This is a genomic window from Rhodobacteraceae bacterium M382, assembly GCA_025141015.1.
GTDB lineage: Bacteria > Pseudomonadota > Alphaproteobacteria > Rhodobacterales > Rhodobacteraceae > Aliisedimentitalea > Aliisedimentitalea scapharcae.
Genome location: CP081098.1, coordinates 1,607,592 through 1,621,757 on the forward strand (window position 1 = coordinate 1,607,592; position 14,166 = coordinate 1,621,757).

Here is a 14,166-nt window from a genome sequence, read left to right on the forward strand (position 1 = left end):
CTCCTATTCCATCAGGGTCTTGCCAACCATCCGCAGCAGGAAAATGGCTACGATGTTGGCTAGGATGACGGCAAAGATGCCGGTTGCGCTGGCGGCGCCAATGTTGTTGTTGGCAAACTCGCCAATCAGGTACGGCAGGTTCTTGTTGCCATTGCCCCGGCTGACGATTTCGATTTCCGCATACAGCGACAGGTGAAAAATGGCCTGGATCATCACCACGATTGCGATCGGTCGGCCCAGATGCGGCAACGTCAGAAAGCGGAATTGAGACCAGGTGCCCGCGCCATCCAGAACCGCCGCTTCTTTTTGCTGCTGATCCTCGGATTGAAGCGAGGTCATAAAGATCAGGACAGCAAACGGCGTCCACTGCCACGTGACCATCATGATAACTGCGATGGCCGATGTCTGTGTTGCGCGAAAGGATATCGGTTCGAATTCAGGCCAAAGCGAAAAGAAGCTGCCCAACACGGGCATTTGCCTCAGGCCGTCCAGCATGTCGTTCACGCCGGCAACTGCGATGCCTTGCAGGCCAAGAACCGGATCAAGGATCATGTTGATCCAGAGAACGGCATTGACCGCAGGCATCACAAAGAACGGCGAGATCAGCAATACCCGTACAATCCCCTGTCCGGGAAAAGTCTTGTTGATCAGTACGGCAATCAAAATACCCAGTATGACCGTCAGGAACAGAATGCTGCACACGATGAACAGGCTGTTCTGAATGGCGAGCACGAAGTCCTTGGAATTCAGAACAAATTCGTAGTTGCCGAAACCACGCCAGTTGCTCAGGCTTGGTGATGTCCATTCGGGTCGGCGCAGGTTGTTCAGCACGTACCGAATGAAAGAGAAATAAAGGGTCATCCCAAGCGGGACCAGCATCCAAATCAAAAGCAGCAAAACCGCAGGTGTTTGAAGAAGCCGAGGAAGCTTTCTGTCAGACATGAATCTATCCTTCGAGCGGAACGGTGATTTCGTTCAGCTTGTGATGAGAGCGTTGCGAATGCTTGGACTGTATCTGCGGCTTGATCGTTTTATCAACAAAAGCTGCAGGGTTATGAGAGGGCCCGGTGAACCTGGGCCCTCTTTGGTGTGATCAGTCGTAGTAACCAGCTTCGCGCATAATCGAATCTGCTGCGTCCTGCGATGCGGCCAGGGCGTCTTCGACGGATTTGGCACCAGACAAAGCGGCTGCCATTTCCTGTGCAACGGCTGAACCCACTTCGGGGAATTCCGGGATGGCCGCGAATTGAACTCCGACATAAGGCTTCAGGTCGGTTGCGGCAGGTGCTGCGCTGTCGATCGCGGCCAGTTCAGCCGCTGCAAAGCCAGCAGCGGCCTGAAATTCGGGGATCGCATAGGTCGATGCCCGTTGGCCTGTCGGAACTGCCCCCCAACCAAAGTCCGGGTGGTTGCCAACAGCCTGGACATAGTCTTTTGAGGTTGCCCATTCGATGAAAGCACCCGCCGCTTCGGCATTTGGTGACCCTGCAGGAATTGCCATTGCCCACGCCCACAACCAGTTTGCACCAACCGGGTTGCCCGCGTTCGGCGATTGAGCGTATGCGACACCGTCAACTTCCAGGAACGAGGCCGCGATCGTTGCGTCAATCCACATGCCGCACTTGCCTTCGTTATAAAGCGCAAGGATCTCGTTGAACGAATTGCCTTCTGAACCCGGAGGGCCGTAGTTGCCGAGCAGGTCAACGTAAAAGTTGATTGCAGCGTTCCATTCAGCGGAGTCCAGCGTTGGCTTCATGTCTTTGTCGAACCATGCACCACCAAAGGAGTTCACGACTGTCGTGATAAACGCCATGTTGTCGCCCCAACCCGGCTTGCCGCGAAGACAGGCACCATAGACACCGTTGTCCGGGTCGTGGATCGCGGCGGCCGCTGCTTTGACATTTTCCCAGCTGTCATTGTCAGCGATGGAAACGCCAGCCGCGTCCGTCAAATCCTTGCGGTACATGACCATCGACGATTCACCGTAGAACGGGGCCGCGTAAAGCGTCCCGTCATGCGACAAACCATTGCGCATGGCGGGCAGGATGTCGTCTACGTCATAGTCCGTTCCAAAAGTCAGGGGTTCAATCCAACCGGCCGCGCCCCAGATCGGTGCCTCCTGCATGCCGATGTTGATGATGTCGTATTGACCGCCGCCGGTTGCCGTATCGGACGTGACCTGTTCGCGCAGAACGCCTTCTTCGAGGGAGACCCAGTTCAGCTCGACACCAGTTTCGGCGGTGTAAGCTTCGGCCACCTTCTGCATGTTGATCATATGGCCGTTGTTTACGATTGCGATTGTCAGGCTTTCAGCGGTCGCAGCAGAGCCCGACATGAGAGCAATAGCGCTGGCCGCGCAAAGTGCTTTTCCAAAGGACATCCGGGTTCCTCCCTAGGTTGGATGTGATGCACGAACGGTAGCAAGTCTCATTGCTTCGCGTCAATTAAAACTTTTACGCGCGTAAATTTATGTAATTATGGGTTCCCTTTCAGTCCCTTACGCTGAACCTCGCATCTCCAACTTGCCTTCAAACAAGGTTTCCTCTCGCGTTTTCAGACGCTCGTTAGATTCGATCAGCAACAGAGCCGTCTCAACACTTCTGGCGGCAATGGCATCATAGTTTTGCGAAACGGTGGTCAAACTTGGACATGTAAAACGGGAAAATGGGTGATCGTCGTGCCCTGCGATCCTAAGAGAGTCGCCCTCAGCCAACCCAACCTTGATACCGTTTTCATATGCTGCCGAGAGCAGTCCAATGGCGAGCCTGTCATTGGAGCAAAGAATTGTGTTCGTCAAAAGTCGACGGCTTGTGAGAACCCGTGCGCCCTCGCGAAACCCGATCTCTTCGAAATTCCAGCCCTCTCCGTCGACCTGGATCAGATGTGGTTCATGCCCCAGACGTTCCATCGCTGCCTGATAGGCCGAGCGACGTTTGTAGGCATTTGGGTTTATCGGTGTCCTGACTTCAAAGAACGCGGGGGGCTCACCGGATCGGCACAGATACTCGACGATCAAGCCGACACTTTGGTCGTTGTCCGAGCCAAAAAATGCTTCGCCGATGTTGTCGAGGTTGGCGTCAAAAAGCACCGTCGGAACTTCGCGTGCGAACTCTGCAACCTGCGCATCAAGCGATGCCCGGCCGAGAGGGGCCAACAGCACAGCCGCAGGCTTGATAGACCGAAGGCTATCAAGGTTGGAAATCTCTTGTTCCGGCCCGCCATGCGAACTGAGCAATAATGGATTGAAGCCAGCCTTGACGATAAGCCCCTCGATTGTTCGCGCAATACCGGCAAAAAACGGATCGGTTAAATTTGGAACCACAAGCCCGATGTTCTTGGTCTGGCGTCGGTTCTGATTGACCGCATAAATGTTGGGTCGATAGTTGTGCTCCTTGAGCGCAGCCTCAATTTTTTCGCGTGTTGACTGTCGAACGCTGTGTGGATCATTGAAGTATTTCGAAACTGTTGGACGGGAAATTCCGCTAACGGCTGCAAAATCCTCCATATTCCTGATTTTGGGATCGCTCATAGGCGAGACCTTCCATAGCTCTGCGATATATGTGCTGTCCAAGAGTGCTCAGAAACAAATATCTATGTAAAGATATTATTTTGCGCGCGTAAAGTTGCTGCTACCTTGCAGCGATAGCCTGGTCGGCCGCGCGTCCAATATGAGGTGATGCCACTCAACTGATATTGACGAGGCCGTTCGCTCAGAAAATTGGTTTGCTTTGGGCCTTGAGCGAGGACCTCCCCGTCTGATCATGTTGTCTTGCTTCTCATCTGACCAACGTTTCGAAACGCAGGCAGGGCATCTGTGGCCAGACACGCCCCAGGCAATCTGACCGAGATAGCCGCAACTCCGGTACTGAAGCATCGCGCCTTTTGACGGCAGGTTCAGCCCAACCGTGGGGAACTTCCCCGAGCGCGCGACTGCTGCCTCATGCGTGCTAACAGAACAGGTTGCCATACCGGAATCCGATACATTGAATTCTCGAAACGTTTCCACAGTGCTCACAACTTCTTTCAGCTTTCTGTTCGGCTTCCTCCAGGCTCGACTGGATGAACGGGGCATCTGTTACGCCGCCCAGGTGAATTCTAAGCGCGCCGTATTTTTGTTTGATATGGCAAACTGAGGGGTGGTTTTTTCTTCCCTGTTACCATGCAGTTTAGTCCCTTCGAGGCATTCCGTGACAATCCGGATCCAACCAACAGTGCCTTTTGAGAGGTGTTTTGCTACGGAACCGCGGATGTCATCACAGTCGAGCCGGTCACCCGAGAACCAGACAGCGATAGCTCCAAACATCTCACCCAAGCTCACCAGCCGCACAATGCCTCTGGTTGGGAGGGGAGGTGGCTGACTGTCCGATTTTCAGGGATCACCTCACCCAACCGGCATTGCAAACAAGCTTTCTGCCGTTTCTTCAAGTGAACATACCACCCGAGAGCCAGTAAGAGATCGTAAGGAACACGATGAGCACATATGTCGATCTGACCAAATTTCTGATCGATGCTGTCGCCCATGGAACCTGCGTCTTGAACAAGACAAACGGCGGATCCGTCCCGATCTTTTCTCGGACATCTGCTCAGCGGTGGGCTGTGCAATAAAGCCCTCATTCTCGCAGAGGAAATTGTAATGGTCGATCTGGTGTCTTATGTACTGATCAGTAACCAATGGAGCGGTACATGCGACCGAACAAACGTGAAGAGCTGGTCAGCAAGGCGTTGACCGTCTTCTACCAGAACGGGTTTCACGCCACCGGAATGGACCGGTTGGTGGCTGAAACCGGTATATCAAAAACGTCGATGTACAAGCATTTCCGCACCAAGGACGAATTGATTCTGGCGGCGCTGCGCCTGCGTGACGAGCGGTTTCGCAACTGGTTCATGCGCCGGGTCGAAGAACTGGCCGTGGCACCGCGTGACCGGCTGTTGGCGGTGTTCGACGTTCTGGGAGAATGGATCAACCTGGATGAGTTCAAAGGGTGCATGTTCATCAAGGCCAGTGCCGAATTTCAGGATAGATCTCACCCGATTCATGTACAATCGACCGAACATAAACGGCTGGTGTACGATTATTTGTCCGGGATTGCAGCACAGGCCGGGGCTCGGGACCCCGAGCAGCTGGCCTGTCAGTTGATGATCCTCAAGGAAGGCGCGATTGTATCGGCCATTCTGAATGTCGGGTGTGATGCCGTGGTCCAATCGAAAGCGGCGGCCAAAGCCCTGATTGACCAGGCCCTCGCATCACCGACCCCAACGCATTGATCGCCCGCACCCCAAGCAAATAGCCGCGATATGCGGGCGATCCTCAGCCATTCCGCATACGGGCGTTTTCCGGATCATAAGGGGGGTGGGAGAGAACGCTGGCCTCACGTCTGTGCCCCAAAATCTCGACCTGCAAACCGTCTACGGCATCGCGATTGCGCAGATAAGCCAAGGCCAGTGTTTTGCCGGTGCGATGTCCGTGGGCGGCTGAGGTTACAATACCGACACAAGAATCGCCCTGATACAGCCCGTGGGCATAATAGGGGTCCACATCGCCGGGTTCGACCTCCAGCAGCACCAGCTCCCAGCGATCGGGCGACGCCATGCGGTCGAGCAGCGCCGGTTTGCCGATGAACTCCCGCCCTTCGGGTTTGATCAGATGCCCGGCACCGGTTTCCGCTGGGGTGCGTTCAGTGGTGAAGTCAGCCCCCCAGGCTGCATAGCCCTTTTCCAGCCGCATGGCGTTCATCGCATAGGCTCCAAAATAGCCCAGGCCATGAGGGGTTCCCGCCTTTTCAATTACTTGGAACAGATCCTTCATCTGTTCCGCTTTCACATGCAACTCCCAGCCCAGTTCGCCGACATAGGACACCCGAAGGGCCCGCACTGGGATATCGGCCACCGTGATCTCGCGCAGTGACAGCCAGGGGCCCAGATCGTCGTTGGTCAGGCTTTCCAGGACGGCGCGAGAGTTCGGCCCCATCAGGCCTAGCACCCCCCAGGTTTCGGTCACGTTGGTGAGGATCACGTCGAACCCGTTTGCGCGTCTGCGCAGCAGGTCGGCGTCGCGTTCTTCAGCAGCGGCGGCCGATGTCAAATAGATGTGCTGTTCGCCCAATACGGTGACGGTGAACTCGGATTCCGTGCCGCCCGCGGGGCTGAGCGCGTGGGTCAGACCGATGCGACCCACCCGGGGGCAACGGTTGGTTCCCAGCGCGTCGATAAAGGCGCGCGCGTCAGGGCCGGTTACCTCGAACTTGGAAAACACCGACATATCGGCCAGGCCTACAGCCGTGCTGACTCTTTCGCATTCCTGCGCAACGGGGGTGAACCAATTGGACCGGCGAAAGCTTGGCACCGCTTCGTCTCCCAGGTGGTCGCTGAACCAATTGGGACGTTCCCAGCCATAGGCTGCGCCCATCACCGCGCCGCGTTCGACCATCAGGTCGTGAATGGGTGACAGACGTTTGCCGCGCGCGGCGGGGCGTTCTTCGTGCGGGTAATGCACACCGAACTGCAGGCCGAAACACTCAACAGCCTTGGTCACACGATAATCGCGATCCGCCCAGCGGCCGAACCGGCGGCTGTCCACCGCCAGCGCGTCCATGGGCGGGGCACCATGGGTCATCCAATGCGCCAGGAACCAGCCTGCGCCCCCCCCCTCCATCACACCCATGGACGATCCGGTCAGCAGCCAGGCATTGTCCAGCCCATGTGCCGGGCCGATCAGCGGGTTGGCATCCGGCGTAAAGGTGATCGGGCCGTTGACCACGGATTTCACCCCACCGGTTTCCAGAGCGGGAATGCGCTCCATCGCGGCCATGATGATATGTTCCACCCGGTCCAAATCCGGCGGCATCAGGTCCGCGCCGAATTCGGGCGGGCAGCCGTCGATCGACCAGGGTTGGGCGTCCTTTTCATAGGGTCCCAGGATCAGCCCATCGCGTTCCTGACGCACGTACCAGCTTTCTTCGGGATCGCGGATCATAGGCAGTTCCGGCAGGCCCTGTTTGATCCGGTCCGCGACCACAGGCACAGTGTCGGTCACCAGATATTGATGCAGCACCGGGACCGACGGGATGTTCAGCCCCATCATGTGGCCGATCTCCCACCCCCAGGTGCCGGCAGCATTGACTAGATGTTTGGCGCGGATGGTGGCTTTTTCTGTTTCAACGATCCAGAGACCGTCTTCGCGTCGCACCGATGTCACAGGGTTATAGCGCAGGATCGTCGCGCCGTTCCGGCGTGCCATCTTGGCCATGGCATTGGTGGCCAGCGAGGGATCCACATGGCCATCATCGGGTTCATAGATCCCGCCCAGCAACCCGTCCGTGCGGGCCAACGGGTGCAGGCGTTCCACGTCATCCGGGGTGAGCATCTGCAAGTCGTAGCCTGTAAACCGCGACAGGCCCGCCACATGGGCAAATTCATCCATCCGATCGGGATTCGTGGTGATCCGCATCGCGCCAGAACGGTGAAAACCGCAGGTATCCCCGGTCTCATCGGGCAGGATATCGCGGTAAAGCCGCACAGATGTGGCGCGCAGTTCCTGGATGGTGGGGTTGTGGGCAAAATGGGTGCACAGACCGGCGGCGTGCCAGGTCGACCCATGGGTCAGGTCGTTCTTTTCGGTCAGAACCACATCACTCCACCCGGCTTTGGTCAGGTGGTACATCAGCGACACGCCCATGGCTCCGCCGCCGATGATCAAAACATTTGCGTCGGTCATGCTTTCATCCGTTCGCTTGAGGGATCGAAGGGGGGGCGTTTCAGCGCTGTTGCTGTGTGTCGCGTGCCTGCGATCTCGATTTCAAAATTGCGTTCTGTGGTGGCGGTCAGCGTTTCACCCGGAGCGATGTCGATCACCCCCAGCGCCAAGGTCATGTTGGTACGGGCTCCGCGTGCCCCGGATGTGGTCAAACCAACCACACGACCGTTTTCCCAGATCGGTTCGTCGTGCAGAACCAGAGGGTGGCTTGGGAGGGTGAACAACACCATGCGTCGGGTCAGGCCGGTTTCGCGTTGTGCGGTCATCGCGGCCTTGCCCTTGAAATCCTGGGACCAGGCGATGGTGAACCCCAGACCAGCCTCCAGCGGTGTGATGTCTGGCCCCAGATCATGGCCCCAATGTTTGAACCCTTTTTCGATGCGGCAGCCATCCAGCGCGAAATGGCCCAGCGGCGTCGCGCCCGCTGACTTCAATGCATCGAACACAGGCCCTGCAAGGGGGCTGGCGATGTTCAGCTCCCAACCCAGCTCACCTACGAAACTCACGCGGGTCGCACGTGCTGGGCGCTGGGCAACCGTCACATTGCGGGCGGTGGAGAAGGGGAAGTTCTGCCAATCATCTGAACTCAACCCCTGCAACACCGCCCGCGCACCAGCGCCCATGACGCCGATGACAGCCTCGTCTTCGGTGACGTCTTTGAGGGAAACCTGGTTACCCGCATGGCGACGCAGCCAGGCCATGTCCTTCTGCCGGGTCGCCGCGCCCGAGGTGATGCGGAACTGATCTGCGCCGAGCCGGGTTATCGTCACATCCGCCTCGATCCCGCCCCGGTCATTCAGGAGCGGTGTGTAAACGGCGCGGCCCAGATCGACGTCCACGTTCGCCGCCGCCAGATGTTGCAACAGGGGCAGGGCACCGGGGCCAGTCACGTCAATCTTGGTAAAGGGCGTCAGATCGATCAGCGCGCAACCGGTTTCCATCGCTGCAGCCTCGCGCTGTGCAACCGGGTACCAGGGCTGGTCGCCTGTCGAATAGGGCAAATTCCTTTCTGCGTCGCATTGCGCATACCACAGGCCCCGCTCCCAGCCTGCTGTCAGGCCAAACTGCGCACCCGCCGCCGCCCAATGGTCATGCAGCACAGATTTGCGCAGACCCCGTCCGGCCTTGGGCTGTTTGAACGGCCAATGCAGAGCAAAGGCGTCGCTGACGGCCTCTTTCATGCGGGTTTCGATATGGTCAGCAGCTGCGGTCAGCGGGTCGACGCGCGCCACGTCGACCTCCCACAGGTCCATGGGAGGCTGTTCGTCGTGCATCCAGTCGGCCAGCACCCGGCCGATCCCCGCCGACGACATCACCCCGACAGAATTCATGCCCGCCGCCACAAACAGCCCGTCCACGTTTGGAACCTGACCAACCAGCGGGCGGGTGTCATTGGTGAAACTTTCAGGGCCGTTCATAAAATGCTGGATGCCGGTGTCGGCCAGCGCCGGGATCAGTTGCAACGCGCCTTCCATAAAGGGCATGAACTGGTCCCAATCCTCGGGCATCGCCAGAAACGGGCGGTCGCCCTCGGGGCCAAACGCGTTCCAGACCTTGGCGTCGGGTTCAAACCCGCCAATGACCAGCTTGCCCGCGTCGCCCTTGACGTAGAACCCCCGGTCCAGATCGCGCAATACCGGATAGGGCGCGGGCAGGCCGGGCATGGGCTCGGTGACCACATACATATGTTCGACCGCCTGCAAGGGGAGGGCGACCCCGGCGGCGTCGGCCAGCCGTTTCGACCAGGCCCCGGCGCACAGCGCGACCTGATCAGCCAGGATCTCGGTTCCATCCGCCAGGGCCACGCCCTTGCAACGGCCCTGTTCGACCAGCAGTCGTTCAACCCGAAGACCTTCGCGGATCTCGGCCCCTTTCGCACGCGCCCCTTTGGCATAGGCCATGCACAGATCGACCGGGTTGACGTTGGCGTCTTCCTCAACCCGCAGCGCGCCCACAAGGCCTGCGGGGTCCAGCCCCGGTACGTCCACGCCATCAGGCGAGACAATCGAAGGCGTCAGTCCGAAATGCCGCCCCAGCGCACAGATTCGGTGCAATTCATCCATCCGTGCCGCGTCCCGCGCCAGCCAATAGCCGCCGGTTTGGCGATACCCAGTCGACAGGCCGGTTTCCTCCTCCAGTTTCGGGAACAGCTCTCCGGCGTACATGGCGAGCCGGGTCATGTTGGGCGTCGCGCGCAGCGGTCCGACGATCCCGGCTGCGTGCCAGCTTGTTCCGCTGGTCAGCTGATTGCGGTCCAGCACCGTCACCCGGGCACGATCCGCCAGATGATAGGCTAGCCCAAGCCCAATGGCCCCGCCGCCAATGATCAGAACAGATTTTGTCACCTTCGCCCTCCCTTGGGATGTGCGCAGACGATGAGAGGATTGCAATTGCGACGCAAGCGGTCATAGAACTTCATTAGGAAATCTAATCCGGGGTAGCAGATAATGAAGAATTCCAGCCCGACCCCCGACTTCAACATGCTGCGCGCGCTCGAAGTTTTTATGGCGGTGAGCGAAACCCGCCAGGTTACTGTGGCGGCGCAGACGTTGGGGATGACACAGTCGGCGGCCTCGCAACATCTGAAGAAGCTGGAACAGGGGTTGGGCGTTGCGCTGTTCAGCCGCGCCTCACGGCCGCTGGAGTTGACCCATGCGGGCGAGGTGCTGCAACGGCGCGCCTTTCGCATTCTGAATGAGGTCGAAGACCTGAAGCTGGACTTGCGGCGGTTGCAATCTTCGACCTTGCCAGTGCTGCGGATCGGGCTGTTGGCGTCCATTGCGACGTCGCTGACACCAGGGTTGTATGACCTGGTCGAACAGGAATTCCAGGTGCCGGAACTGACCTTATCCGCCGGGTTGGCCACAGATCATCAAACCGCACTGAATGGGCGCAAGATTGACATTGCTGTAACATCAGACCCCCAGTTCGATGTCAGTGACTATCAGGTCGTTCCCGTGTTGGACGAGCCCTTTCTCCTCGTGTTGCCAGAGAGTTACGAGGGGCCTGAGGACGATATAGGAGAAATTGCCAAACGGCTGAAACTGGTCCGATTCAGCACCGATGCGCCCGCGGGGCGTCGCACCGACCAGCACCTGCAACGCTGTCGTGTGGATCTGAGTCGATCCATGGAAGCGGACCGGGCGTCGATGGTGGTGGCGGGCGTCATCACTGGAAAATGTTTTGCCATTCTGACGCCCACATTGCTGATTGATGCGGTTGCCGAAGGCATGGCGCTAAAGATCCGAAGCCTGCCGTTCGCCGGCTTCAAACGCTCGGTCCTGGTGATTGCCCGGTCCGGAGAATTGGGCGATATCCCCGAGCGGGTGGCCGCATCCTGTGCCGCGATGTTGCGCCACCAATTTGAAACCCGGTTTCCGGACCTGCCGGAACAGATCACCTATCACTGCTAATCCTTTGTATTAGTAATTGTGAACTTACCGGGTTTTCCTGTGCAGCCCCGGTTTTCCCTGCCAATGATCCTGTCAGATCTGTGATTTTGGGAGGGCCGGATGGCTCGGGATACAAACAAACGATCCGGGCGACGTGAACGGATGGCGGCCCGCAAGGCGGCGCAATCCCTGTCGGTGCCTTATACGCTGCGCAGGATCGGGCTGGTCAGCCTGATTGATGACGAGGCGATTACGATTATTGAACGCAATGCCGACCGGATCCTGGACGAGATTGGCATGGAGTTCCGGGGGGACCCGGAGACGCTGGAGCTGTTTGCCAAACACGGCGCGCGGGTCGATGGGGAACGTGTGCGGTTTGACCCGGGTTGGTGCCGCGACAAGATCAAGACCGCACCACAGATGTTCACCCAACACGCCCGCAACCCGGCGCGTTCTGTGCAGATCGGTGGCAACGCGCAGGTCTACGCGCCCAGCTTTGGTTCGCCCTTTGTGCATGACATGGAGAGAGGGCGGCGCTATGCGACGCTGGAAGATTTCCAGAATATCACCAGGATGCATCATCAGCTGGGTGCAGTGAATCACTCCGGTGGGGTTGTCGTTGAACCTGTGGATGTGCCCGTTGGGTTACGCCATTTGCATATGGCGCACACGCATCTGACGATGAATGACAAGCCGTTCATGGGCGCGGTGACAGCCCCGGAACGGGCGCGCGACACGATCGAAATGTGCCGCATCGCCATGGGGCGTGACTTTGTTGATCAGAACTGTGTGCTCTATTCCGTGGTCAATACCAATGCACCGCTGGTGATGGATGAGACCATGCTGTGGGCGCTCAAGGAATATGCCCAGGCGGGGCAATGTACAGTGGTGTCGCCCTTTGTTCTGGGAGGCGCAATGTCGCCGGTGTCGGTCGCGGCCACGTTGGCGCAGGTGCTGGCCGAGGTCATGGCCTCGGTCGCGTTAATCCAGCTGATCCGCCCCGGAGCCCCGGCCGCCTTTGGCACGTTCTTCTCTCCGATCAGTCTGAAAACCGGCGCGCCGACCTTTGGCACACCCGAAGGCACGCAATTTCAGATGTGTGCTAAAACACTGGCCGACCGGTTGGGGCTTCCGTTCCATTCAGTGGGCGGGCTGACCGCGGCCAAGGTGCCCGATGCGCAGGCTGGTTATGAATCCCAGGCGCAATTGATGGGGGCCACCATGGCCGGGGTGAACTTTATCATCCACGCCACCGGGTGTCTCGAAGGGTTGCTGACCACAGGGTATGAGAAAATCGTCATGGACGCGGACCGGTGTTCGGCCATGCAACGGTTCACCCAAGGGGTGGATTTTTCCGAGGCCGCCCAGGCGATGGACGCGTTTTTCGAAGTCGAACCCGGAGGGCATTTTCTGGGGGCGACCCACACGCAGGAGAATTTTGAAACGGCCTTCTGGATGGGCGATATGTCCGACAACGGCACCTATGAACAATGGAACGCCGAAGGCGCGTTGTGGCAGCACGACCGGGCCAGTGCCCGGGTGAAGCAGCTTTTGGATGACTATCAGGCCCCGCCAATGGAGGCGGGCACACGCGACGCATTGGACGACTTTGTCGCCCGCAGAACTCATGAGATCGAGGGAGAAACCGCATGACCCTGCACACCGATTGGACACTGAACGAAACCGCAGCGCGGCGCGATAATTTCTATGCCGCCAGCCAAAGCAAGTTTATCCCTTTCAAGGACCCGATGGTGTTCAAAAAAGGGTCGATGCAATACCTGTGGGACGTGGAGGGGCGTAAATACACCGACCTGTTGGGCATGAACGTCTGCATTTCTGTCGGGCACTCCCACCCCAAAGTGGTCGCCGCGGCGATGGCGCAGGCGCAGGAGCTGACCCATTGCACCACCATGTTCTATCATCCGGTCCCGGCCCATTTTGCCGAGGAACTGGCCGCGACCATGCCCAATCCCGATGGCGATATCGAATGGGTGGTGCATTTCACCAATTCCGGGTCCGAAGCGATTGACCTGGCGATGACGATGGCGCGGTCCTACACTGGTAACCTGGATCTGCTGGCGCTGCGCACTGCCTATCACGGACCGACGGCGGCTGCGCAGTCGATCACCGGGATTTCCGGCTGGCGTCATCCGGGCATGCCCGGCAACGTCGCCTTTGTCGCCGAGCCGAACCAGTATCGCGGTATCTTTGGCGAGGGAGTTGATCCCTATCTGGACGAAGTTGAACGTACGATCAACACCGCCACCACTGGCCGGATTGCTGGCATGTTCATCGAAAGCGTCCAAGGCTATGGCGGTATCATCGAGATGCCACATGGTTATATGTCCGGCGCCGCCGAACGGGTGCGCGCGGCGGGTGGCCTACTGATCGCGGACGAGGTTCAGGCAGGCTTTGGCCGTACCGGTGATCACATGTGGGGGTTTGAGCGCGACGGGGTGATCCCGGACATCGTGGTCATGGCCAAAGGTATCGGGAACGGCTTCCCTTTGGGGGCCGTCGTGGCACGCAAACATATCGCAGCACCCATGGCAGAGAAGTTCATGTTCCACACCTATGGAGCCAATCCGACCTCCTGCGCGGCAGGGCGGGCCGTGTTGCAGGTGATTAAGGAGGATAACGTGCAGGAAAACGCCCGCACGGTTGGGGCGGCGCTGTTGGAGCGGCTCAGGGCTTTGAAACACAAGCACGAGGCCATTGGTGATGTTCGGGGCAGAGGGTTGATGCTGGCCATTGAAATGGTCAAGGACCGCAAGACCAAGGAACCAGACCCGCAAACCACGGCCGCCGTGTTCGAAGCCTGTCGCGACAGCGGCCTGATCCTGTCCAAATCCGGCGCTTTCCAGTCCTGTTTGCGGATGGTGCCACCGATGTGCCTGTCGCTTCTGGACGTGGATCAGGTCCATGACGGCCTGGATCGGGCTTTCTCCTCTCTCTGATCAGGGGACTCCCAGGTCTGACGCCAGTGTCTCCAGTGCCTTTTGGCATCTATGCCCCCGCAAT

Annotated in this window: 9 protein-coding genes; 4 read left to right on the top strand and 5 right to left on the bottom strand. The window is 58.7% G+C overall.

What is annotated here, in order from left to right; genetic code table 11:
- Positions 1-3: 3 nt before the first annotated feature.
- The 3 genes from K3727_07350 to K3727_07360 form a co-directional block, all read right to left on the bottom strand.
- Positions 4-942: a sugar ABC transporter permease gene (locus tag K3727_07350; GenBank protein UWQ92586.1), complete on the bottom strand. Its 939-nt coding sequence runs from the start codon at positions 940-942 to the stop codon at positions 4-6.
- 151 nt (positions 943-1,093) lie between these two features.
- Complete coding sequence (locus tag K3727_07355) at positions 1,094-2,380, bottom strand: sugar ABC transporter substrate-binding protein (protein UWQ92587.1); 1,287 nt, start codon at positions 2,378-2,380, stop codon at positions 1,094-1,096.
- Between the two features lie 117 nt (positions 2,381-2,497).
- Positions 2,498-3,529, bottom strand: coding sequence for a LacI family transcriptional regulator (locus K3727_07360; protein UWQ92588.1), 1,032 nt, complete (start codon positions 3,527-3,529; stop codon positions 2,498-2,500).
- A gap of 1,154 nt (positions 3,530-4,683) precedes the next feature.
- Here K3727_07360 and K3727_07365 point away from each other — a divergent pair.
- Positions 4,684-5,265 carry a TetR family transcriptional regulator gene (locus tag K3727_07365; protein ID UWQ92589.1) on the top strand — a complete coding sequence of 194 codons (582 nt, stop codon included), beginning with the start codon at positions 4,684-4,686 and terminating at the stop codon, positions 5,263-5,265.
- 43 nt (positions 5,266-5,308) lie between these two features.
- On the opposite strand, the gene K3727_07370 is transcribed toward K3727_07365, so the two are convergent.
- Both K3727_07370 and K3727_07375 read right to left on the bottom strand, forming a co-directional pair.
- Complete coding sequence (locus K3727_07370; GenBank protein UWQ92590.1) at positions 5,309-7,714, bottom strand: FAD-dependent oxidoreductase; 2,406 nt, start codon at positions 7,712-7,714, stop codon at positions 5,309-5,311.
- Positions 7,711-10,098 (bottom strand): FAD-dependent oxidoreductase, encoded by a 2,388-nt coding sequence (locus K3727_07375; GenBank protein ID UWQ92591.1) that lies wholly within the window; start codon positions 10,096-10,098, stop codon positions 7,711-7,713. Before K3727_07375 ends, K3727_07370 begins: the two co-directional genes overlap by 4 nt.
- A 102-nt stretch (positions 10,099-10,200) precedes the next feature.
- Between K3727_07375 and K3727_07380 the strand changes: the two genes are divergently transcribed.
- From K3727_07380 to K3727_07390, 3 genes are all read left to right on the top strand, one after another.
- A complete protein-coding gene (locus K3727_07380; protein ID UWQ92592.1) occupies positions 10,201-11,166 on the top strand; it encodes a LysR family transcriptional regulator in 966 nt (321 codons plus the stop codon).
- 99 nt (positions 11,167-11,265) lie between these two features.
- Positions 11,266-12,798: a trimethylamine methyltransferase family protein gene (locus K3727_07385; protein ID UWQ92593.1), complete on the top strand. Its 1,533-nt coding sequence runs from the start codon at positions 11,266-11,268 to the stop codon at positions 12,796-12,798.
- Positions 12,795-14,102 (top strand): aspartate aminotransferase family protein, encoded by a 1,308-nt coding sequence (locus tag K3727_07390; protein ID UWQ92594.1) that lies wholly within the window; start codon positions 12,795-12,797, stop codon positions 14,100-14,102. Before K3727_07385 ends, K3727_07390 begins: the two co-directional genes overlap by 4 nt.
- Positions 14,103-14,166 lie beyond the last annotated feature (64 nt).